24 protein-coding genes are annotated in these 20828 nt (G+C 55.2%); 12 read left to right on the top strand and 12 right to left on the bottom strand.

Going from position 1 to position 20828, the window contains the following annotated elements; translation table 11 throughout:
* Positions 1 to 7 precede the first annotated feature (7 nt).
* Both RA157_RS05775 and RA157_RS05770 read left to right on the top strand, forming a co-directional pair.
* Complete coding sequence (locus RA157_RS05775) at positions 8 to 424, top strand: hypothetical protein (protein ID WP_350335517.1); 417 nt, start codon at positions 8 to 10, stop codon at positions 422 to 424.
* Between the two features lie 169 nt (positions 425 to 593).
* Complete coding sequence (locus RA157_RS05770) at positions 594 to 2183, top strand: gamma-glutamyltransferase family protein (protein WP_350335516.1); 1590 nt, start codon at positions 594 to 596, stop codon at positions 2181 to 2183.
* Between the two features lie 91 nt (positions 2184 to 2274).
* On the opposite strand, the gene RA157_RS05765 is transcribed toward RA157_RS05770, so the two are convergent.
* Positions 2275 to 2598 (bottom strand): hypothetical protein, encoded by a 324-nt coding sequence (locus tag RA157_RS05765; protein WP_350335515.1) that lies wholly within the window; start codon positions 2596 to 2598, stop codon positions 2275 to 2277.
* Positions 2599 to 2827: 229 nt separating this feature from the next.
* Positions 2828 to 3406 (bottom strand): polyhydroxyalkanoate synthesis repressor PhaR, encoded by a 579-nt coding sequence (gene phaR, locus RA157_RS05760; RefSeq protein WP_350335514.1) that lies wholly within the window; start codon positions 3404 to 3406, stop codon positions 2828 to 2830.
* Positions 3407 to 3639: 233 nt separating this feature from the next.
* On the opposite strand from phaR, the gene RA157_RS05755 reads away from it, so the two are divergent.
* The 3 genes from RA157_RS05755 to yddG all read left to right on the top strand — a co-directional run bounded on the left by RA157_RS05755 (position 3640) and on the right by yddG (position 6602).
* Positions 3640 to 4824: an acetyl-CoA C-acetyltransferase gene (locus RA157_RS05755; RefSeq protein ID WP_350335513.1), complete on the top strand. Its 1185-nt coding sequence runs from the start codon at positions 3640 to 3642 to the stop codon at positions 4822 to 4824.
* 64 nt (positions 4825 to 4888) lie between these two features.
* Positions 4889 to 5617, top strand: coding sequence for an acetoacetyl-CoA reductase (gene phbB, locus RA157_RS05750; RefSeq protein ID WP_350335512.1), 729 nt, complete (start codon positions 4889 to 4891; stop codon positions 5615 to 5617).
* Positions 5618 to 5729: 112 nt separating this feature from the next.
* Positions 5730 to 6602: an aromatic amino acid exporter YddG gene (gene yddG / locus RA157_RS05745; protein WP_350335511.1), complete on the top strand. Its 873-nt coding sequence runs from the start codon at positions 5730 to 5732 to the stop codon at positions 6600 to 6602.
* A gap of 10 nt (positions 6603 to 6612) precedes the next feature.
* Here yddG and RA157_RS05740 read toward each other — a convergent pair whose 3' ends face one another.
* On the bottom strand, positions 6613 to 7044 hold the full coding sequence (locus RA157_RS05740; protein ID WP_350335510.1) for a cupin domain-containing protein: 432 nt from the start codon (positions 7042 to 7044) through the stop codon (positions 6613 to 6615).
* Positions 7045 to 7317: 273 nt separating this feature from the next.
* Positions 7318 to 8088: a hydroxyacylglutathione hydrolase gene (gloB, locus tag RA157_RS05735; RefSeq protein ID WP_350335509.1), complete on the bottom strand. Its 771-nt coding sequence runs from the start codon at positions 8086 to 8088 to the stop codon at positions 7318 to 7320.
* Positions 8089 to 8208: 120 nt separating this feature from the next.
* On the opposite strand from gloB, the gene RA157_RS05730 reads away from it, so the two are divergent.
* Positions 8209 to 8970, top strand: coding sequence for a methyltransferase domain-containing protein (locus RA157_RS05730; protein ID WP_350335508.1), 762 nt, complete (start codon positions 8209 to 8211; stop codon positions 8968 to 8970).
* Here the strand turns inward: RA157_RS05730 and metW are convergent, their stop codons facing one another.
* Positions 8971 to 9618 (bottom strand): methionine biosynthesis protein MetW, encoded by a 648-nt coding sequence (gene metW / locus RA157_RS05725; protein ID WP_350335507.1) that lies wholly within the window; start codon positions 9616 to 9618, stop codon positions 8971 to 8973.
* On the bottom strand, positions 9615 to 10805 hold the full coding sequence (gene metX, locus RA157_RS05720) for a homoserine O-acetyltransferase MetX (protein WP_350335506.1): 1191 nt from the start codon (positions 10803 to 10805) through the stop codon (positions 9615 to 9617). Before metX ends, metW begins: the two co-directional genes overlap by 4 nt.
* Positions 10806 to 11017: 212 nt before the next feature.
* Between metX and hisC the strand changes: the two genes are divergently transcribed.
* Positions 11018 to 12124: a histidinol-phosphate transaminase gene (gene hisC / locus RA157_RS05715; RefSeq protein WP_350335505.1), complete on the top strand. Its 1107-nt coding sequence runs from the start codon at positions 11018 to 11020 to the stop codon at positions 12122 to 12124.
* Between the two features lie 4 nt (positions 12125 to 12128).
* Complete coding sequence (locus RA157_RS05710) at positions 12129 to 13076, top strand: prephenate/arogenate dehydrogenase family protein (protein ID WP_350335504.1); 948 nt, start codon at positions 12129 to 12131, stop codon at positions 13074 to 13076.
* A gap of 36 nt (positions 13077 to 13112) precedes the next feature.
* On the opposite strand, the gene RA157_RS05705 is transcribed toward RA157_RS05710, so the two are convergent.
* A complete protein-coding gene (locus RA157_RS05705; protein WP_350335503.1) occupies positions 13113 to 14105 on the bottom strand; it encodes a DUF2125 domain-containing protein in 993 nt (330 codons plus the stop codon).
* A gap of 169 nt (positions 14106 to 14274) precedes the next feature.
* Between RA157_RS05705 and RA157_RS05700 the strand changes: the two genes are divergently transcribed.
* The gene (locus RA157_RS05700) at positions 14275 to 14802 is read left to right on the top strand and encodes a gamma-glutamylcyclotransferase (protein ID WP_350335502.1); all 528 of its coding nucleotides are present in this window, start codon (positions 14275 to 14277) and stop codon (positions 14800 to 14802) included.
* 20 nt (positions 14803 to 14822) lie between these two features.
* On the opposite strand, the gene RA157_RS05695 is transcribed toward RA157_RS05700, so the two are convergent.
* The 5 genes from RA157_RS05695 to ftsE all read right to left on the bottom strand — a co-directional run bounded on the left by RA157_RS05695 (position 14823) and on the right by ftsE (position 18548).
* The gene (locus RA157_RS05695; protein ID WP_350335501.1) at positions 14823 to 15107 is read right to left on the bottom strand and encodes a hypothetical protein; all 285 of its coding nucleotides are present in this window, start codon (positions 15105 to 15107) and stop codon (positions 14823 to 14825) included.
* A gap of 198 nt (positions 15108 to 15305) precedes the next feature.
* Positions 15306 to 16103 (bottom strand): lysophospholipid acyltransferase family protein, encoded by a 798-nt coding sequence (locus RA157_RS05690; RefSeq protein ID WP_350335500.1) that lies wholly within the window; start codon positions 16101 to 16103, stop codon positions 15306 to 15308.
* 45 nt (positions 16104 to 16148) lie between these two features.
* Positions 16149 to 16811 (bottom strand): YdcF family protein, encoded by a 663-nt coding sequence (locus RA157_RS05685; protein ID WP_350335499.1) that lies wholly within the window; start codon positions 16809 to 16811, stop codon positions 16149 to 16151.
* A 116-nt stretch (positions 16812 to 16927) separates the two neighbouring features.
* Entirely contained in the window at positions 16928 to 17875 is a 948-nt protein-coding gene (locus RA157_RS05680) for a cell division protein FtsX (RefSeq protein ID WP_350335498.1), read from the bottom strand.
* A gap of 10 nt (positions 17876 to 17885) precedes the next feature.
* The gene (gene ftsE / locus RA157_RS05675) at positions 17886 to 18548 is read right to left on the bottom strand and encodes a cell division ATP-binding protein FtsE (protein WP_350335497.1); all 663 of its coding nucleotides are present in this window, start codon (positions 18546 to 18548) and stop codon (positions 17886 to 17888) included.
* A 270-nt stretch (positions 18549 to 18818) separates the two neighbouring features.
* Between ftsE and RA157_RS05670 the strand changes: the two genes are divergently transcribed.
* The 3 genes from RA157_RS05670 to RA157_RS05660 are packed head-to-tail and all read left to right on the top strand — an operon-like array spanning position 18819 to position 20763.
* Complete coding sequence (locus RA157_RS05670; RefSeq protein ID WP_350335496.1) at positions 18819 to 19769, top strand: MJ0042-type zinc finger domain-containing protein; 951 nt, start codon at positions 18819 to 18821, stop codon at positions 19767 to 19769.
* Complete coding sequence (hpt, locus tag RA157_RS05665; RefSeq protein ID WP_350335495.1) at positions 19766 to 20308, top strand: hypoxanthine phosphoribosyltransferase; 543 nt, start codon at positions 19766 to 19768, stop codon at positions 20306 to 20308. Before RA157_RS05670 ends, hpt begins: the two co-directional genes overlap by 4 nt.
* A 44-nt stretch (positions 20309 to 20352) precedes the next feature.
* On the top strand, positions 20353 to 20763 hold the full coding sequence (locus tag RA157_RS05660; protein ID WP_350335494.1) for a response regulator: 411 nt from the start codon (positions 20353 to 20355) through the stop codon (positions 20761 to 20763).
* Positions 20764 to 20828: the final 65 nt, after the last annotated feature.

The raw sequence follows: 20828 nt of genomic DNA, 5'->3' as shown, positions 1-20828 counted from the left end.
GCCAGTTATGATCAATATTCCTTTGATGATCGCGCCGTTGATTGTCTTCAATCTGTTTGCTTTCGGGTTTCTGGGTGAGCCGTTTGGTGACCCCTGGCTTTTGCCCGTCTTTACGGTGACCATGGTTTCAGAAGCGCGCTGGACCCTGACCGTCGGGGATATTCTGATTGTTGGCGCGCTTGTCCTGTTGTTCATTGAAATCCTGAAAGCCACCAGAACAGGGGCAGGCAGCATTCTTGATCACATGCTGTCGACGCTGGTCTTTATTGCCTTTCTGGTTGAGTTTCTGCTGGTTGGAGAAGCGGCCAATTCGGTCTTTTTCATCCTGATGATCATTGCCCTGATCGATGTTGTGGCCGGGTATTCCGTTACGATTCGCTCCGCCAGACGCGATTTTTCTGTCGGCCCGGGCGGGGACCTGTGATCCTAAAATTGACGGTCTGATAGTTACCCTCTCTTAGCGATGTGGTGTTCTGCTCTGCGCGCTGGCTTGCATTCTCAGCCTTAGCCCCCTAACGTCTCCGCATTGAGGACGGCTTTCTTCTGCTCTGTTGGGGGAGCGAAGAAAGGTTTGCAAGGAGGAGGCTGGTTGATTGCGTGACTTTCACGGCCCCGGCAGGTCGCCCGTTTATGCATTGAACGGCATGGCTGCCACATCTCATCCCGAAGCCAGTCGTACTGCGATTGATATTCTCAAGGCCGGGGGCAATGCGGTTGATGCTGCTGTTGCTGCCTCGGCGGTTCTGGCAGTTGTTGAGCCGCACATGACCGGCATTGCCGGTGATTGCTTTGCTATTGTGACAGAACCGGACGGGACCATTCATGGTCTGAACGGATCTGGCCGCTCGGCCCAGGCCGGGACGCTTGAAAAGCTCCGCGCTCTGAGTGTCTCCGATATGGGTGAAGACAGTGTGCATGCGATCACTGTTCCCGGATCGGCTCTCGCGTGGCAGACACTGGTGGAAAAGCACGGCCGGTTTGGTCTTGATCGTGTCATGGCGCGTGCGATCGATCTTGCCGAAGGCGGATATGTGGTTGCGCCGCGTGTGGCAGAAGACTGGCGCGGCCTTGAAGAGCGGCTTTCCCGCCACCCTGGGGCAGCGAAACACTATCTCAATAACGGATCAGCGCCAGCCTGTGGTGCTCGTCATGCTGTGCCTGCACTTGGCAAGACATTCCGCCGCTTTGCTGAAAAGGGAGCCATGGAAGGGTTCTACACTGGCGAGGTGGCAGAAGACATCGTGGCAACAGTGCGTGCGGCTGGCGGTTTGCTCAGCCTGGATGATCTGGCCGCTGTTGACTGCCTTTCCGTTGATCCGGTCTACAGCACCTATCGTGGTGTTGAAATTGCTGAGCTGCCGCCCAATGGCCAGGGCATTACCGCGCTTATCCTGCTGAATATTCTTGAGCAGTTTGATCTCGGCAATCTCGATCCTGAGGGATGGGAACGTCACCATCTAGAGATTGAAGCGTCTCGTGTGGCCTATGCTTTGCGTGATCGGCATATCGCCGATCCGGATTTCATGACGGAATCTGTCTCCGATCTGATCAGCAAGGACTTTGCGCTCAGGTTTGCCAAAGACATCAGACCGGATCAGCGGAATGATGTGATTGCAGATCATGTGCCAAAGCAGTCCGATACGGTCTATCTGTCCGTTGTGGATGAGGAACGCCGCTGCGTATCGTTTATCAACTCCGTCTATCGCGGGTTTGGCTCGGCAATCGTGACCGAGAAAACGGGTGTTGCCCTGCAGAACAGGGGAGCGTGTTTCAACATGATCGAGGGGCACCCCAATTGTGTTGATGGTGGCAAACGACCGCTCCACACGATTGTTCCGGCAATGGCCCGCAAGGATGGCAAGACGCTCTATTCATTTGGTGTGATGGGGGGTGCCTATCAGGCTGTGGGTCATGCGCATGTACTGGTGGATATGCTCGACTTTGGGCGTGATCCGCAGGAAGCGCTCGATTCTCCGAGAATCTTCTGGAGCGATGACGGAACGCTGGAAGTTGAGGAAAGTATGCCGCTTCTGACCGATATTGGCCTGCAGCAGTGCGGACACAGGATAACCCGCACCACAATGCCGCATGGTGGCGGTCAGATCATCGCACTGGATCACGACAATGATGTGCTGATTGGTGGCTCGGACCCACGCAAGGACGGATGCGCTATCGGGTACTAGAGCATATTCCCGAAAAGTGTATGTGGTTTTCGGACAAGAATATGCTTACAAATAGACAGAGCATCCAGTCAGATAAAACTTCCTGCGTGGTCTAAAGTTCCGCAATTGCCGAGCTCATCACAGAGCCAGCTTCCGCAGAGCCATAGCGGCGCATTGCGTGATAGGCTCTCAGGGCATCGGTATTGCGTGTGGATGCGGGGGTATGCATCAGGCGCATGTTGGATGCAATCAGCTGAGCTGTGTAGGCCGCTGTAACGGTTGAAGCCGTCGCGATTCTCATTTCTGATACAGGAATAGCGCGCTTCTGGCGTGATGCAGACGCGTGGTCACGACCGGGATCCTGTCGGTTGTCATTATCTCTTTGAGACGGGAGTGCTGGCTGTACCAACCGCACACCGTGCACAGACTGAACCATAATGCCTCACCTGACGCGGACTCTGTTTCATTTTGAAACGTTTTCTGTGTGAGCCGCGCTTCTGAGGATTATATCGCAAATGCCGTGCCATTCGGTAACGATTTGTTAACGATTTCGTCGGTGCGAGTGATTCATCTGATGCGAATCTGAACCCTGATTGGACAAGGACAAACAAAAACGGCCAGCGCAGTGCTGACCGTATTCATCGTTCAGAGCTTGAGATTGGTGATTACTTGGACTTGTCTGACAGGGACTCGATACGCTTCTGCATTTCTGCGAGCTGGGTCTTCAGAATGTCCAGTTCCGACTTCTCGGCATCACTGTCCTTGCCGTCCGAATCCTGTTCGGGAGCTGTTGTGTTGGCAAAGGGGACAAACATCTGCATGGCGTGCTGGAACATCTCCGTATTCCGGCGAACCTGTTCTTCCATCGCACCAAAACCGGGGACGCCGAAAGACTGTGCCATTTGTTCGCGCAATTTTGCCTGATCCTGGGTGAAGGCGTTCAGCGAATATTCGAGATAGCTCGGCACGATGTTCTGCATGCTGTCGCCGTAGAAACGGATGAGCTGTCTCAGAAATGCGATGGGCAGAAGATTCTGACCCTTGTTCTCCTGCTCGAAGATAATCTGGGTGAGAACAGAATGCGTGATGTCTTCACCGGATTTGGCATCGACGACGACAAAGTCTTCTTCCCGCTTGACCATCTCTGCCAGATCTTCCAGCGTCACATAGGTGCTGGTGCCCGTGTTATACAGGCGGCGATTGGCATATTTCTTTACAATCGTAGGCTGATCAGTCTGAGTCATGGGCCTTGCTTTGTCGGTTTAGTCTGAACCTCAGCTTACACATTAAAGAGATTTTCGCATCGGTAAACCGGTTTCCTAAACGAATTGCCTAGCTATAGCCGTTGGAATTACGCATAGAGGTGAATTGACGTGGGGGCAGTTCATCTGTTTGTTGTACTCACATCCTATGCATGGCCGATTATGGGACTCGCGTGAGTCTTAATCGCCATTTTAATTCTATCCGGAGGTTCAATATGGGTAATGCTAAGGAAATTGTGATCGCAAGCGCAGCGCGCACACCGGTCGGTTCGTTTAACGGGGCTCTGTCCAGCGTCCCCGCCCATGAGCTCGGAGCGGTTGCTATCAAGGCTGCTCTTGAGCGTGCCTCTGTTGATCCGGCAGATGTTGATGAAGTGATCTTTGGTCAGATCCTGACGGCAGGCTGCGGTCAGAATGCCGCGCGTCAGGCAGCCATGGCCGCGGGTGTACCGGATACATCAACAGCCTGGGCGCTGAACCAGCTTTGCGGTTCAGGTCTTAGAACGGTTGCCGTCGGCATGCAGCAGATCCTGTCCGGTGATGCCGATATCGTTGTGGCCGGTGGTCAGGAGAACATGTCTCTGGCTCCGCACGTGGCGCATATGCGCAATGGCTATAAGATGGGTGATTTCAAGCTGGTCGATACCATGCTGAAAGACGGCCTGATGGATGCCTTTAACGGCTATCATATGGGCAATACAGCTGAGAATGTTGCCAATCAGTGGCAGATCACCCGCGAAGCTCAGGATGAATTTGCGGTGAAATCCCAGAACAAGGCTGAGGCGGCGCAGAAGGCTGGCAAGTTTAAGGATGAGATCGTCCCTGTCACGGTCAAGGAACGCAAGGGTGACCGGATTGTTGAGGATGACGAATATATCCGTCACGGTGCGACGCTTGAAGGCATGCAGAAGCTGCGTCCGGCGTTTGACCGGGAAGGAACGGTTACAGCAGCGAACGCATCAGGCATCAATGACGGTGCCGCTGCTGTGGTGCTGATGACGGCTGAGGAAGCTGAAAAGCGTGGTATCACACCGCTTGCCAGGATCGTGTCCTGGGCGACGGCCGGTGTTGATCCAAGCATCATGGGGACCGGCCCTATTCCGTCATCCCGCAAAGCGCTTGAGAAAGCCGGCTGGAGCATTGATGATCTTGAACTTGTTGAGGCCAACGAAGCCTTTGCGGCACAGGCCTGTGCTGTGAACAAGGATCTCGGCTGGGATGAGAGCATCGTCAACGTCAATGGCGGCGCAATTGCGATTGGCCACCCGGTTGGTGCATCTGGCGCACGTGTTCTGGTGACTCTGCTTCACGAAATGGGACGTCGTGATGCGAAGAAAGGCCTTGCCACGCTGTGTATTGGCGGTGGCATGGGCGTTGCCATGTGTGTTGAGCGCGCCTGAACCTGAGAATTTGGCCCGGCTGCAATGTCGGGCCTTTTGACTATTGAAGCGAATGGAGGCTCGTATGAGCAAAGTTGCAGTTGTTACAGGCGGAACCCGGGGTATTGGTGAAGCGATTTCACGCCGCTTGCAGAATGCCGGTTTTACCGTCGCCGCTATCTATGGCGGGAATGTTGAGCGTGCTGAAGCTTTCAAGGCTGAAACCGGTATCGCAGTCTACAAGGCCGATGTCGCAGATGCGGATGCCTGTGCTGCTGCCATTGCCCAGATTGAGAGTGATCTCGGTCCGGTGGCTGTTCTGGTCAACAATGCGGGTATCACCCGTGACGGCATGTTCCACAAGATGGATTATCAGCAGTGGTCTGACGTGATCCGCACCAACCTCGATTCCATGTTCACCATGACCCGTCCGGTGATTGACAGCATGCGCAATGAAGGTTTCGGCCGGATCATCAATATCTCCTCGGTCAATGGCCAGAAAGGTCAGATGGGCCAGGTGAACTACTCCACGGCGAAAGCCGGTGTGGTCGGTTTCACCAAGGCTCTGGCTCAGGAAACTGCACGCAAGGGCATTACGGTCAACTGCATCTGCCCGGGTTATATCAACACGGAAATGGTTGCAGCTGTTCCGGAGAAGGTGCTTGAGAGCATTATCTCCACCATCCCGGTTGGCCGTCTGGGTGAAGCGGATGAGATCGGTGCTCTGGTCGAATATCTCGCGTCTGATTCAGCAGCCTTTGTCACAGGCGCTGTTATGAGCATCAACGGTGGTCAGTATATGGCAAACGGTTGATCGGACACGGGTCTCCCGCTCCGCAGGTCCAGGTCGCAGGCACAAGCCTGCGGCCTTTTCTTTTATGGCCTGATGAGATAGCCCTGAATGAGTCTTGACCCTAGGAGGGGACATGTCACGCAGTCTGGCTACGATCATCGGGTTTTCCGCCGTCCTCATGTGGGCGCTTCTGGCCTTGTTTACGGCTGCCAGCGGATCAGTGCCGCCGTTCCAGTTGACCGCCATGAGCTTCTTTGTCGGCGGGTCACTTGGGCTTGTATCCTGGATATGGCGTCCTGAGGCCTGGGCGGCAATCCGGCAGCCCTGGCAGGTCTACCTGTTCGGGACGGTCGGACTGTTCGGCTATCATTTCTTCTATTTCACAGCGCTTCGTGCGGCACCGCCGGTGGAAGCGGGATTGATCGCCTATCTGTGGCCGTTGCTGATTGTGCTTTTCTCGGCACTCCTGCCCGGTGAACGGCTCCGCTGGTTCCACCTGGCAGGGGCTGTGATGGGGCTGGCCGGTTCGGCACTTATCGTGACAGGGGGCAAGGGGTTTGACCTGAACAGTGACTATGTGGGCGGATATGCGGCTGCTCTGCTGTGTGCTCTGATCTGGTCAGGCTATTCGGTTCTGTCGCGTCGCCTGCCGCATGTGCCGACTGATGCGGTCACAGGCTTCTGTTATCTGACGGCACTCCTGTCCTTCTGCGCACATCTGATGCTTGAGCAGACAGTCTGGCCTGATGCACTGACGGAGTGGCTGGCGGTTCTGGGTCTTGGACTGTTGCCAGTGGGGGCTGCTTTTTATGCCTGGGATCTCGGTGTTAAGCGGGGAGATATTCAGGTTCTGGGCGCGGCGTCCTATGCCGCACCGCTTTTGTCGACGCTTGTTCTGCTCATGGCGGGATTTGGCACACTCACCACATCGCTTGTGCTGGCTTGCCTGCTGATTACCGGTGGAGCCGCTCTGGCTGCCAAGGACATGATTGGCCGTAAAGACTGATGTGAAGGTCTCAGCTCTGATTCTCTCCGGGTTCCCAGCCCGGAGGTGCCATTTCGAAACCTGAAAACTCGAAACCGGGTGCAACAGTGCAGCCGACCAGCGTCCAGTCACCGGTTGAGCGGGCAGATTGCCAGTGATCGCGCGGGACAACGACCTGAGGATGCTGACCGCTCTGCAGATCCGGGCCAAGCAGATGCTGAATGGCGGCTTCTGTTCCGTCAGACAGGGACAGGGCGAGCGGTGCTCCGGCATAATAATGCCAGATCTCGACGGCATCGACCTTATGCCAGGCAGACTGCTCCCCTCGCTTCAGCAGGTAATAGATGGCGGTTGAGCAGGAGCGGTTATCCGTTGTCTGCTCATCACGAAACGTTTCCCTGAAATAGCCGCCTTCCGGATGAGGCTGGAGTTCAAGGGCTATGATGATATCGTCTGCAGTCATTTTGATCCTAGGGTCAAAACTCATCGCTCACGTTCATTCTGCGATGGTCATTTTTTCGTCCGGCGCGGCGGAGGTTCGCAGGAAACCTTCCGGTTTTCAAGGACTTCCAACAAAGCCGGGCGGTAAAATGACCCCGCCCGTTGGGTTCATCAGGGAAGCGCAGCCTGACCACAAACACAAGCTTGAATAGGATCCACCTGTCCTGCGCTCTTGTTTGCGCACATTCTGCCCCTCCCTGATGAACAGAATGAGCGTGAGCGATGAGTCTTGACCCTAGAAATTATCCTTGCGCCGCCGGATCTCGGCGAATACGGCAGAATGTTCAGCTCCGGCCATGGACAGGTTTGCCTGAATGGCCGGGTTGTCGACCCTCAGGAACGGATTGGTTTCAAGCTCGATTGCCAATGTGGTGGGAACCGTTGGCAAACCGTCAGCCCGCTGGGCCTTGATTTGCTCATAGCGGTCCTGAAGAGCGCTGTTGTCCGGGTCCACCGTCACCGCAAAACGCGCATTGGCCTCAGTGTATTCATGGCCGCAATAGATGATGGTTTCCGGTGGCAGGTTTCTCAGGCGGTCAAGGCCTTCCCACATCATGTCGGGTGTACCTTCAAACATCCTGCCACAGCCCAGCGGGAAGAGGGAATCACCAGCAAAGGCGAGGTCATCAGCCGGTGCATGATACGTGATATGGCCCAGTGTATGTCCGGCGGTTTTGATGACATGGAAGGTTCGCCCGCAGACATTGACCGTATCACCATGGTTGACACCCACATCCATGACTTCAATCTTCGATCGCTCTTCTTCAGGGGCGATAATCGTACAGTTGAACGCCTTTTTGAGCGCTGCATTACCCTGGGTATGATCAGCATGGTGGTGTGTGTTGAGGATATGGGTCAACTGCCAGCCTTTTTCCTCCAGAGCGGCCTGGATGGTGCCCGCGTCTGGTGTGTCGATAGCTGCTGTCTCAAGGCTCTGAGGGTCGTGGATAAGCACGCCGTAGTTATCTGAGAGACAGGGGAATTGATAGATTTCCAGATCAGCCATCACCATATCCTTTGTGATCTTTACGATAACCGCGCGGACTTCTTGCGCCTGTGTCCATTCACAACTACCATTTTCCCCTGCACCGTCCAATCCCGTTATCCAGCGTCACCAGAGCTCTTTATGTATCTTGATGTTATTGATTTCCGGAATTTTTATTCCGAACAGCTTGGCCGGACGGTGAGGCGGGAGATCCGGACAACAATTGCCCGGCGCTGGTCATCAGTGGGCGATCAGCGCATTCTCGGTTTTGGCTATGCAACACCGTTTCTTGATCCTTTTCGGACGGATGCAGAGCGGGTCTTTGCCTTCATGCCGGCGCAGCAAGGGGTGGTGAACTGGCCATCGTCAGATGAATCCGCGACCGCTCTGGTGGATGAGGATGCGCTACCGCTGCCGGATGCCTGTCTGGATCGTATTCTGGTTGTTCACGCGCTGGAGCATTCCGATCGCCCCCGCGAGCTGTTGCGCGAGTTCTGGCGGGTTCTCGCACCGGGTGGGCGGATCCTGATAGTGGTGCCAAACAGGCGGGGATATCTGGCACGGGTTGACAGGACACCATTCGGGTTCGGCAGGCCGTTTTCCCGGGGGCAGCTGACGTCACTTCTGAGAGAAACCCTGTTTTCGCCGGTAAGCTGGGGCCCGGCGCTTTATATGACGCCTGTCCCGCGGTTCATGTCGATTGAACTGACCCACCGCCTGGCACGGGTTGGGGCGCTTCTGTCTCCGGCCTTTGCTGGGGCCATCTATGTGGAGGCAACCAAGCAGATGTATCAGGGGGTTACGGAAAGCCGCAGGAAACGGCTGGCCAATGCCCTGAAACCGGTTCTCGTCCCAGCACCGTCAGCAATGAGTCTTGACCCTCGAAAAGATCAGGCTGGCTGATCAGTCTGCAGACAGCAGCAGCACGGCCTGTTCACCAAGAAGGTTTCTCAGTTTCCAGGGCATTGTCTCGGGCAATTGCATGCCGCGACGGCTCAGCACAACACTCTTTTCGATTTTAACGCCCACGGCTTTGCAGAGGTCGAGAAAATCGACAATCGTGCAGAAGTGGATGTTTGGCGTGTCATACCAGGTATAGGGCAGGTTTTTGCTAACCGGCATTCTGCCGTGAGCGAGGACCTGCAGTCTGAGTGTCCAGTGACCGAAATTCGGGAAGGAGACAATGGCCTTCTGACCTATCCGGAGCAGATGTTCCAGCACAGCGCGCGGATCATGTGTTGCCTGGATGGTCTGGCTCAGCACTGCATAATCAAAGGACTTGTCCGGATAGTAGACGAGGTCGATATCGGCATCGCCCTGAATAACGGAAAGTCCGCGCGCAACGCATTCATTGACGCCTTTCTGACTCAGTTCAATGCCGCGCCCGTCAACGCCTTTGGTGGTCTTGAGCAGAGACAGCAATGTGCCATTGCTGCAACCCACATCCAGCAGGCGGGTATTCGGTTCAATCAGATCGGCAATCACCCGGTGATCGACACGGTTCGGATCTGCGGCCATGGTCCGGCCACCATTCTGGTTCAGCAGGTTCATGCGGGCAGCCCCAGATCCTTCGCTCCAGAGGACAGAAAGCCGCTGAGCGTGTCAAACATTTCAGGCTCGTCGAGCAGGAACGAGTCATGTCCCCGGTCGGTCTCGATCTCGACGAAGGACACATTGGCATTGGCCGCATTCAGGGCATGGACGACCGAGCGGCTTTCTGCTGTCGGGAACAGCCAGTCGCTGGTGAACGAAATCAGGCAGAAACGCGTCTTGGTGCCCATGAATGCATTGGCCAGCAATCCGTCATGCTCCGCAGCCAGGTCGAAATAGTCCATGGCGCGGGTCACATAGAGATAGGAATTGGCATCAAACCGGTCGACGAAGCTCATGCCCTGATGGCGCAGGTAGGATTCGATCTGAAAATCCGCATCAAAGCCGAATGTCAGTTCTTCCCTGTCCTGCAGAGAGCGTCCGAATTTCCTGTGAAGGGAGGATTCGGACATATAGGTCACATGGGCTGCCATCCTGGCAACCGCCAGACCTTTCTTGGGGCTCAGGCCTTCTTCCGCATAGCGGCCGGCGCACCAGTTGGGGTCGGCCATGACAGCCTGCCGTCCAACCTCATGAAAGGCAATGTTCTGCGATGAATGACGCGCGCCTGCAGCGATCGAAATGGCATTGTGGACCCGATCGGGATAGGTTGCCGCCCATTGCAGCACCTGCATTCCACCCATGGAGCCGCCGATCACTGCAAACAGCTTGTCAATGCCGAAGCTGTCGACAAGCATCGCCTGGGCCCGCACCATGTCGCGAATGGTGATGACCGGAAGATCGAGACCATAGGCCTGTCCGGTTTCAGGGTTCGTCGACCCGGGCCCGGTTGTGCCGAGGCAGCCGCCCAGCACATTGGAGCAGATGACAAAGAAGCGATCTGTGTCGATGGGTCGACCCGGGCCGACAACAAGCTCCCACCAGCCCCGTTTGCCGGTGACCGGATGGATGTTGGCCACATGCTGATCACCGGTGAGCGCATGGCAGATCAGGATCGCATTGCTCTTGTCTTCGTTCAGCGTGCCATAGGTCTGATAGGCAATCTGGAAAGGCGCAAGCTCAACCCCTGCATCAAGGTGCAACGGGTTTGATCTGTCGAATGTTGCTATCTCGCTGGTGGGCGTATCAATTTCCCGCCGGGCTGCAGCATCAACATCACTGGGCTGTACACGTTCGCTCTCGGACATGGGTCTTGAGAACTCCGTTGGTTCCTGATCGCCTATAAGGGACTACTTGCTAGAAGCCAGCCCATCTGTCTGTCAATGTTTTCTTTTGATTTTGGCTCCGGGCTCTCCTATGTATGGGCGCCTGTAAGAAATTTTCACGCAAACGTGTGCCGTATGCCGCTTTGTCCAGCTTCGGATGGCGGGTGCGGAGTTCTGGAATCTGGAGTTCTCCAATGAGTGCCGAGCAGTCCATCAAGCCATTGCCGCAAGCTGGTATTCTGGATATTGCGCCGTATATCCCGGGCAAGTCCAAGGCTTCGCATGGTGTGAAGACGCATAAGCTCTCTTCCAATGAATCCCCGCTTGGCTGCAGCCCTGCAGCGCGCAAAGCTATGATTTCTCTTGCGGAAGGGTTGGAACTCTATCCCGATGGCAGTGCGACAGCCCTGCGTCAGGCGATTGCAGATGTTCATGGTCTCAATGCGGATCGTATTGTCTGTGGTGCGGGCTCTGATGAACTTCTGACACTTCTGGCCCAGGCCTATATTGGCCCAGGCGATGAAGCGATCTATTCCGAGCATGGCTTCCTTGTCTATCCGATTGCGATCAAGGCCTGCGGCGGCACCCCTGTTGTTGTGCCGGAAAAGGATTTTGTCGCTGACGTAGATGGCATGCTGGCCGCGGTGACAGAGCGGACCAGAGTTGTCTTTCTGGCCAATCCGAATAACCCGACGGGAACCTATCTGCCGTTTGATGAGGTGCGGCGTTTGCATGAGGGGCTGCCGAAATCGGTTCTTCTGGTGCTTGATGCAGCTTACGCGGAATATGTCCGGCGTAATGATTATGAGAGCGGGATTGAGCTCGTCACCAAAGCCCAGAACGTGGTGATGACCCGGACGTTCTCAAAGATCTATGGTCTGGCTAATCTCCGGATTGGCTGGATGTTCGCACCGGATCACGTTGTTGATGTTCTCAATCGTATTCGTGGTCCCTTTAATATGAACGGCCCGGCGATTGCAGCTGGTGCTGCGGCAATCCGGGATCAGGGTTTTGTGGACGAGGCGATCACCCATAATGAGCGCTGGCTTGAATGGGTCTCTGCGGAACTGTCAGACCTCGGTCTTGGTGTGACGCCCAGTGTCGGCAATTTCGTGCTTGTGCATTTTCCTGATGAGGATGGCCGGCGCGCGTCTGATGCCGATGCCTATCTGATTGAACGGGGCTATGTGTTGCGACAGGTCGGTGCCTATGGCCTGCCGAACGCCCTTCGTATGTCAATTGGTGACGAAGAGGCCAATCGTGGTGCCGTTGCCGCCATTCGTGAATTTCTGAAACGATAGTTCGATGTCTGACAAGCATTTCAAACGTGTTGCATTGATCGGGATTGGTCTGATCGGATCGTCTCTGGCTCATGCAATGCGCGCCTACAAGCTGACCGATCATATTGCGATTTCCACCCGTCGACAGGAGACGCTGGCGCGGGCGGAAGAGCTGGAACTTGGTGATTCCTATCATTTGTCAGCGGCTGAGGCAGTTTCTGACGCGGACCTGATCATTGTCTGCACGCCCGTCGGCGCCTGTGAGGCTGTGGCGCGTGAGATTGGTCCTCATCTCAAGCCCGGGGCCTATGTTTCCGATGTGGGGTCTGTGAAATCGTCCATCGTGGCCCAGATGAAGCCTCATCTGCCGGATCATGCTGTTTTTATCCCCGCTCACCCGGTTGCCGGTACCGAACAGTCAGGCCCTGACGCGGGCTTTGCGGCTTTGTTCCGGCAACGTTGGTGTATTCTGACACCTGTGCCGGATACGCCGGATGAGGCGGTTGAGAAAATGCGCCTGTTCTGGGAAGCCTGCGGCTCTGATGTGGATGTGATGACGCCTGAACACCACGACCTGGTTCTGGCGATCACAAGTCATGTGCCGCATCTGATTGCCTATTCCATCGTGGGCACCGCTGCTGATCTGGAGCAGGTGACCCGTGGCGAGGTGATGAAGTATTCTGCCGGTGGTTTCCGTGACTTTACCCGTATTGCCGCCTCTGATCCGACCATGTGGCGCGATGTCTTCCTCAACAACAAGGAAGGCGTTCTGGAAATTCTGGGCCGATTTACGGAAGACCTGATTGCCCTTCAGCGGGCGGTGCGCTGGGGAGATGGTGACCAGTTGTTCGACCTCTTCACACGGACCCGGGCAATCCGCCGGGGGATCATCGAAGCGGGTCAGGATGCTGCAGAACCGGATTTTGGTCGTCAGCTGGCAGCAGAGGCAAAGCCGGACGAGGATGGGCTTTAAAGCACCAGACCTTTAACCTGAACTGGTGGTGGTACTTTAGCGAACCAGACGCGGAGCCGGACCCAGATCCAGGGTTTCCAGGGTCATGCGACCGTTCTCAATGCGGAATTCGGCTTCTGTGCCTGGCTGGCCATCGCGCTCGGCTCCATCACCCAGAAATGTCATCAGGGCTGAAAGTTGTGTCAGGGCAGATGCTCCTGCACCGGTGATGGCTGTGAACAGAGTTCCACGTCCGTTCAGGGCCAGTTCCGGGTCCAGCAGGAAGGTTCCGGAGAGGTCTGCGAGGCCGCTGTCATCAGACAGGGTTGCCTTGGACAGTTCAAGCTGACCACCTGCATCATGCCAGATCCGGAGTATTTGCGGCAGAGATCCCGCTGGCAGGCGCGGGGCCGCCTTGATCTGTGCCTGCATGTTGAGGCGGGCATTCTGCAATGGGGCAAATGGCTCTGTGGACCGGATGGCTTCTGCTGAAAGTGCAATGTCGATGTCGTTCGACCCGGCTGGCTGTTCCGGCGTTGGCCGTGCATGAAATTCGAGCGCTTTTATCTCGGTGTGCCTGCCGGTTCCGTCAGGCGCGGAATAATCCACCCTGGGTTCTGTTGCCACGACAGAAAGACGCTCTATCCGCTGGTCGCTGAACCGCAGGCTCCCCTGAAGGCCTGACCAGCTGGCTGTGATCTTGCCGGGTGTTACAGGACTGGAGATCTGAAACGGGCCTTCCGCCTCAAACAGGATATGTCGGGGTGCATAGATCTGGGCAATTGCGAACAGTCCCTTGCCCTGAATGCTGACCTGTTCCTGTCTGAACTGCATGTCGACAGATTGGCAATGGGCGGAGAGGCGGAACGGAAACCCTCCAATGTCGAGTTTGACACAGGTGATCTGGCGGTGATCAGGATTGTGCGATACAAGCCGGGCTTCAATCTCGGACTTCAAAAGCGACGCGGCATAGAACCAGATACCTGTCCAGCCTGCAAAAAGAATGGCGACCACGACGATCAGCCACTTGATCTTGGTATTGATGCCCAAAACGTTTCCCCAAAAACCAACCGATAGAATAAACAAGTTGCCGACCGAGTTTAGCCCCGGTTTATACCTGATTACTGTTGCGGATTGAATTCACCCTCAGAAACTGATAGCCCAAAGTGGCTGTCTGTCAACTCCGGTTTCTCTTCCCGCATGAGGTTCTGTCGCACGCATGTCTGATCTATGGGTCTTCGGATATGGTTCGCTGATGTGGCGACCGGATTTCCCTTATCTCGAGCGGCATCATGCTCTTCTCCGCGGTGCGCACCGGGGCTTGTGTATTTATTCCTGGGTTTACCGGGGGACGCCTGAGGTTCCGGGGCTGGTTTTTGGTCTCGACCGGGGTGGGGCCTGCCGGGGGATCGCGTTTCGGGTTGCCGACAAGGACAAGGATGACGTTGTTGCCTATCTGAGAGACCGGGAGCAGGTGACGAGCGTCTATGTGGAAGTCACCCGCCCGATTACCGTTTATGCTGATGCGCCCAAGCGGGTGGATGCTCTGTTCTATGTGGCTGATCGGAAGAACGAGCAATATGCCGGGCATCTGCCGCTGGATGAGCAGGAGCGCCTGGTGCGTCAGGGATATGGCAAATCCGGCCCCAATTGTGACTATGTCATCAGCACAGCAGAGCATCTGCGTGAACTCGATGTTCACGACGCCAAGCTGTTCGAGCTGGCACGTCGTCTTCAGCAGGGGTGAGAGCTTTCAGGGCTGCAGGATTAAACAGCTGACAGTTTGTGTGTCAGATCCTGCGCAATGCGATTCCGCTCTTCGTCATTGGCGGCCAACAAGTGAATGAACGCTTCTTCAGCCTGGTCAATAAGAGATGACAATGTCTCATCGCCTATCGTGCCGGTCCAGAGAACATGACGCTCTTCTTCGCCGCGGTTCTGTGTCAGAAGAACCACGCCGTCCTCATAATCTCTCAATTCATCCGGCTGGATGACGCTGAATAGGTAGCGGCGACCGGAGAATCCGGTCCAGTAGCGAAAGCGACGCTTCAACTCGGCTGCTTCTGCCGCTTTGGGTGTTCCTGAGTCTTGCAATAGTCTATACCATTGTTGAGGAACAAAATTAGAACAAAATCCAGATCAGATCAACTGAATTTCATTTGCACTACATGATGTATGCGTTTGAGTGCAAAATGGCAATATGTGGACTGTAAAACTTCAACAATTTGGCGTGCCGATCATCAGATAATATCACGCCGGAGCCCCTGTTTCGGCGCTTTGGCGGATAAGATCGAGGCGCGACCGGGTCAGTTCGGGCAGGATCAGATCCGGGTTTTCTTCCAGCGCTTCCAGGATCAGGGCATTGGATGAAGCCTCGATTGTATCAGCGAGCTCTGTGGTGAAGGTCCGCTTGTCCAGCCCGGCTTTGATGCTCGGTCTGATATCGATGACGATGGTGCCTTTCTGACGCATGAACGTTCGTCTCGGCCAGAACAGCCCGGCATTGACGCCGATCGGCAGACATTCACAGCCCAGTTCGTGATAGAGATGACTGACGCCGTACTTGTAGGCTGGTTCATCGCCCGGTGTGCGGCGCGTTCCTTCAGGAAAGATGATAACCTGGCGACCTTCAGCAATTGCCACTTCCACATATTCCTGAAGAGCCTTGAGTGCTGCGCCACGGCGTCCACGATCAACCGGGATCATTCTGAATTTGACCAGATACCAGCCGAACATGGGAATCCAGCCCAACTGTTTCTTGTAGATGTAGGCAGGATCCGGAAACAGGTTGGCAAGAGCAAAGGCTTCCCAGAAGGACTGGTGCTTTGATGCAACGATAAAGCCGCCTTCAGGAATATTCTCGAGACCCCGGATCTCAATACGGTTGCCGATGATCATCTGCTGGAGCCAGAGATTGCCTTTGACCCACAAGCGGATCAGGAACCATGTCAGCCGCGCAGGCAGGACGAATGCGGGGATGATCATCAGCATGACAAGGATCATCCAGGCATAGAAGGCCACGTTGAATATGAGGGATCTTAGAAACATAAGCGTTCAGCACTATCGCGGATGAGGCCTTGATGTGATTGATGATCACTGACCTGTGGAAACAACTCTGATACGGACAAGCATATACTTCAGATATTCCGTCAGGAGAAGACGCATTGCGGCGATATCGAGGTACCAATGCTGTAAATTGAGCTGATCATGGACAACCGGATAGGGAATCAGCTCCATCTCGGGAGCTGTTCGGTTGATTTCAAGCAGGCTTCGGGGAATATGATAGGCACTTGTCACGACAATCAGCGACTTGAAATTGTGCTGACGGGCCCAGTCACTTGCGGCTGCTGCATTGCCGACTGTATCGAGTGCCGTACGATCCAGATCGATGCAGCATGATCTCAGACCTTCATCGGTTCTCAGAAGGCTGAACAGGTTGTTGTCGGAGATCTCCAGATCAACCCCGGTAATCAGCAGACGTTTGCCACGCCCTTCCGACAACAGCAGAACAGCATCAGACAGGCGTTTTGCGCCGCCGGTCAGTGCAACAATTCCATCAGCCTGAACAATCTGGGGTGATGCAGTTGTCGAGATGATACTGGCAAAGCGAAGAAACCCTGCAACCAGTAAGGCGCAGACCATCAGGCACAAAACAGCCGATATCTTCAAAAAAGCCCTGGGAAATCCCGACATGACCATTGTCCGTGCCGCCATCGGATCATTGACCGAAGCGCTATGGTCGAATTCCTGCGCCACGCGCCTGTTCCCCCTGATTCTCTAAACCATATTATTCTAGCAAATTATGGTTTCATCAGGACATCAGGAAAATTCTCGACTGTTAACAACTTCATTTATGGGTCTGAACCCTGATATCAGTCGATGGTCTTCAATGTACGCCTAACAGTAAGACGTGTGGTGAGACTGGTAAAAATGGCGACAATAATGACCACGAAGGCAATACCGGCAAATCCCCAGAGCCTGAGCTGGATATCACCAAGAAAGGCGCGCTCCTGAATGCCTGACGGTGTATTGGCTGATGGCTCGATGAGATTGAGGGAAAGGAAGACGGCTGCTGCAGCCAGACCACCGACGGACGAGCCTTTCAGACCCTGAATCAGAAAGTGTCGCTGGAACTCGCGGGCAATGAAGTCGTTAGCAGCACCAACAAAGTGCAAGACTGCAATGGTCTCCCGGTTGGATGTCATCGCACCGCGTGTGGCAAAGATCACAATGAGAATTGTGGCGGCAAGAACCAGTGCGAGCACAGCCAGACCACCTGCAGCCGTTGTCCCGGCCATGGCCTGCAGGCGCTCCGCCCAGACCCTGTGGTCATCCATCTGGGCGCCCGTGATTTCTTCCGACAGGCGTTTCCCCAGCCCTTCGAGATCTGCGCCAAGCGGGTCGGACAGCTCCACAACAATCAGGCGGGGTACAGGCAGATCTGCGAGGTCGACATTGTTGCCGAGCCATGGGGACAGCAAGGCCTTTGATTCCTCTTCCGAGAGGGCGCGTACGCCGCCCACCCCTCTCGTGCTGGAAGCAATGGCGATAGCCTTGGTGAGCTCTTTCTCGATATCCCTGCCGACGACCGGTTTGAGCTGCACCGTAATCTCGCGTGCGACATCATTCTGCCAGTCCTGAACGGCTGTCTGGACGATGGCAACAGCTCCGACCGTGAGCGCTGCGAGAAAGCTCATGATCGCGATCACCACCAGCAGGGCGCTGCCGGAGATAGATGCAGATGGTACGATGGAGCCGGATTGGGACCGGCTGATCAGCATGTCCGGATCTGCATCATCAGATTCGGGAGCTATTCTCATGTGCTCTGTTTCACTCATCGATTTGCATACGCCCATCATGGAGAACGAGGCGCTTTGCGGCATCATAGCGCTTCATTAAGTCAAGATCGTGAGTAGCAATCAGAACGGCGGTGCCAAGGCTGTTCAGTTCAATAAAAAGCCTCAGCAGTTTACGCGCCAGAGGCGGGTCGACATTGCCGGTTGGTTCATCTGCCAGCAGCACCTTGGGCTGCGAGATCAGGGCCCGGGCAATGGCCGCGCGCTGCTTTTCTCCGCCTGACAGGACCGGCGGATAGACATGCATACGGTCACCGAGGCCAACCCATTTCAGCAGCTCGATGACATCGGCTCTGTAGGTGGATTCCTCCTTGTCGAGCACTCTCAAGGGCAAGGCGACATTCTCGAACGTGGTCAGATGGTCCAGGAGGCGGAATTCCTGAAAGATCATGCCGATATTACGACGCGCTTTCGGCAGGTCATTTGACGTCATGGTCAAGGTGTCCTGCCCGAAGATTGTTATTCTTCCGCGGGTTGGCTGGTGAGCCATGAACATCAGCTTGAGGAGGGATGTCTTGCCAGCCCCTGATGGGCCGGTCAGGAACTGGAATGACTGGGGTTCTATCCTGAAACTGAGATCCCGGAGAACTTCGGGTCCCATTCCGTAGCGCAAGCCCACATTTTCGAAATGAATCACCGGTCACTCCAGACTTCAATCTTCCAACCTGCTGTCTGCCAGGTTGCTGTCCTGTCTTTTCGTCGCTAATTGCAGTCTCAAGGGTTTTGTTCCTTCATAGAAGGAAATCAAGCCTGTTTCCTGTCAAATCGCAGCTTGGCGGGTTAATATTAATCAATCGTTAAGACTTATTACCTGCCATTAAGCATGGCGTAATTTTATGTGATTCGACCTCTGCCGTAAGGGGTTAATCACCGGACGGATTAATCGTTATCCGGGAAAGCAGAAGGCATGAAGATCGATTGTCCGTCCTGTGACGCAAGTTACACGATTTCGGATGACAAGATCGGGCCCGACGGTCGCAAGGTTAAATGCGCCCGTTGTGGGGATGTCTGGCATGTGAAGCTTTCTTCTGAAGAGCTGAACCAGGATGATGTTGAGGCACTGTTTGCTCAGGAGACGGCAGCTTCTGTTGCTGCTGCCGGGGGTGGTGGTGGTTCTTCAAGTCCTGCTCCCGCACCTGCGCCGCCGCAAGATCCTGACGTGACTGCGGAAGAGAGTGGTGATGATAGCGAAGATGGTGCCGGGTTCTCGGCTGAATTCGACGCCTTCAAAGCCGCACTTTCTGACCAGCCGATGGAAGAAGCGTCCGCTACTCCATCTGATGATACTGACGCAGATCCGGGCGAAGGAGCTGTTGTCGAAGGCCAGAAGGTTCAAAAGCCTGTTGAGCGTAAACGGGTACGGGTCGATAAAAAGGTAAAACGATCCTTCAGCCGTGAAGACAGGAAGAAGCTGCTGTGGAATTCCGGTGCGGCCGTTCTTGTTCTCCTGTTCATCGCTCTGACCGTGGTGATGCGGAAGCCGCTGGTGATGATAGCACCGGATCTTGCGTCCTTTTATGAGACGATCGGGCTGGATGTGAACCTGCGCGGGCTGAGCATTGAAAGCGTACGGACCCGGCGGGATATCAATGATGGTATTGTGTCCCTGCATGTGGAGGGCAACATCAAGAATGTTACTGATGCCGTTGTGGCTGTGCCCTACATCCGTATCGCTCTTCAGGGGGAGCAGTCTGGCGAGCTCTATGCCTGGTCCATTGCGCCGCAGTCGCGTACCTTGCCGCCGGGGGAATGGCTGAGCTTCAAAACCAGTATTCCGACGCCGCCAGCAGGTGCCAAGAGCGTCGAAGTGCGCTTCTCAGATGAACAATCCTTACAGACAGGGTCCGGGCTCCAATGAACAAGACCATCCAGGAGGACAATCTCCATGTCCTGTATGATGAAGACACGCTTGCGGGTTGTGTGAAGACGCTGGCTGGAAAGATTTCCGAAGCCGGGTATGAAAACCTGTTGGTAATTTCCGTTCTTAAGGGAAGCTTCATCTTTGCAGCCGATCTCATAAGAGCACTGCATTATGCGGGTCTGGCTCCGGAGGTCGAATTTATCAGCCTTTCGAGCTACGGCGCTGGCACGACATCATCAGGCACTGTGCGTGTGGTCCGGGATATCGAAAGTGATGTGGCAGGGCGGGACGTTCTGCTGATTGATGATATTCTCGAATCAGGCCGGACAATCAGCTTTGCCAGGGACTTGATGCTGAAACGTGGCGCACGCCGGGCGGATATCGCAGTGCTTCTGGACAAGGCCGAAAAGCGGGTTGTGCCGCTTGAGGCCGATTTTGTTGGTTTCTCATGCCCCGACCTGTTCGTGGTCGGATATGGCATGGACAAGGCTCATGCCTATCGGCAATTGCCCTTTGTGGGATATCTGGACTCATAAAGGCCACAATTGCAGGCGGAAATTGAACCTGACGGGAGGGTGACATGGCGCGAATTCTGGTAACGGAAGATGACGAAGCGGTCCGCACATTCGTATCCCGTGCGCTTGAACTTGATGGTCATGATGTGACCAGGGCGGAAGATGGCAGCGAGGCCCTTGATCTTCTGACGGAACGTGACGGCGCATTTGACCTGCTGCTGACCGATATCAAGATGCCGATCATGGACGGTATTGCGCTTTCACTGAATGTGGCGCGCGACTGGCCTGAGCTGACAATTCTCATGATGACGGGTTATGCGGACCAGCGCGAGCGGGCCAATGGCCTTGATGCGCTTGTTCATGATGTGATCAACAAGCCGTTTTCTCTGGCGGAAATTCGCAAGGCTGTTGCAAGTGCACTTGCTGGTGATGAGCCTGAAACGGTTTCTCTTGCCTTTGCAGGTCGTCCTGCCTGAGGAGAGACGCAGAGCGGTCAGCCATTCTGATGCGGGTTACAGCGTGCTTCTGAAAAGTTGGCAGA

It is taken from the genome of Coralliovum pocilloporae (genome assembly GCF_030845175.1).
GTDB classification, from domain to species: Bacteria; Pseudomonadota; Alphaproteobacteria; order Rhizobiales; family Cohaesibacteraceae; genus Coralliovum; species Coralliovum pocilloporae.
This window is presented reverse-complemented; position numbering and strand designations above follow the sequence as displayed.

Coding starts and splice junctions, on each gene's coding strand:
- RA157_RS05740 (WP_350335510.1), bottom strand. CDS start 7,044: ATGACTGCAGACGATATCATCATAGCCCTTGAACTCCAGCCTCATCCG.
- yddG (WP_350335511.1), top strand. CDS start 5,730: ATGTCACGCAGTCTGGCTACGATCATCGGGTTTTCCGCCGTCCTCATG.
- phaR (WP_350335514.1), bottom strand. CDS start 3,406: ATGACTCAGACTGATCAGCCTACGATTGTAAAGAAATATGCCAATCGC.
- metW (WP_350335507.1), bottom strand. CDS start 9,618: ATGAACCTGCTGAACCAGAATGGTGGCCGGACCATGGCCGCAGATCCG.
- RA157_RS05710 (WP_350335504.1), top strand. CDS start 12,129: ATGTCTGACAAGCATTTCAAACGTGTTGCATTGATCGGGATTGGTCTG.
- RA157_RS05680 (WP_350335498.1), bottom strand. CDS start 17,875: ATGAGAATAGCTCCCGAATCTGATGATGCAGATCCGGACATGCTGATC.
- gloB (WP_350335509.1), bottom strand. CDS start 8,088: ATGGCTGATCTGGAAATCTATCAATTCCCCTGTCTCTCAGATAACTAC.
- hisC (WP_350335505.1), top strand. CDS start 11,018: ATGAGTGCCGAGCAGTCCATCAAGCCATTGCCGCAAGCTGGTATTCTG.
- hpt (WP_350335495.1), top strand. CDS start 19,766: ATGAACAAGACCATCCAGGAGGACAATCTCCATGTCCTGTATGATGAA.
- RA157_RS05670 (WP_350335496.1), top strand. CDS start 18,819: ATGAAGATCGATTGTCCGTCCTGTGACGCAAGTTACACGATTTCGGAT.
- metX (WP_350335506.1), bottom strand. CDS start 10,805: ATGTCCGAGAGCGAACGTGTACAGCCCAGTGATGTTGATGCTGCAGCC.
- RA157_RS05755 (WP_350335513.1), top strand. CDS start 3,640: ATGGGTAATGCTAAGGAAATTGTGATCGCAAGCGCAGCGCGCACACCG.
- RA157_RS05730 (WP_350335508.1), top strand. CDS start 8,209: ATGTATCTTGATGTTATTGATTTCCGGAATTTTTATTCCGAACAGCTT.
- RA157_RS05660 (WP_350335494.1), top strand. CDS start 20,353: ATGGCGCGAATTCTGGTAACGGAAGATGACGAAGCGGTCCGCACATTC.
- RA157_RS05775 (WP_350335517.1), top strand. CDS start 8: ATGATCAATATTCCTTTGATGATCGCGCCGTTGATTGTCTTCAATCTG.
- RA157_RS05765 (WP_350335515.1), bottom strand. CDS start 2,598: ATGGTTCAGTCTGTGCACGGTGTGCGGTTGGTACAGCCAGCACTCCCG.
- phbB (WP_350335512.1), top strand. CDS start 4,889: ATGAGCAAAGTTGCAGTTGTTACAGGCGGAACCCGGGGTATTGGTGAA.
- RA157_RS05690 (WP_350335500.1), bottom strand. CDS start 16,103: ATGTTTCTAAGATCCCTCATATTCAACGTGGCCTTCTATGCCTGGATG.
- RA157_RS05700 (WP_350335502.1), top strand. CDS start 14,275: ATGTCTGATCTATGGGTCTTCGGATATGGTTCGCTGATGTGGCGACCG.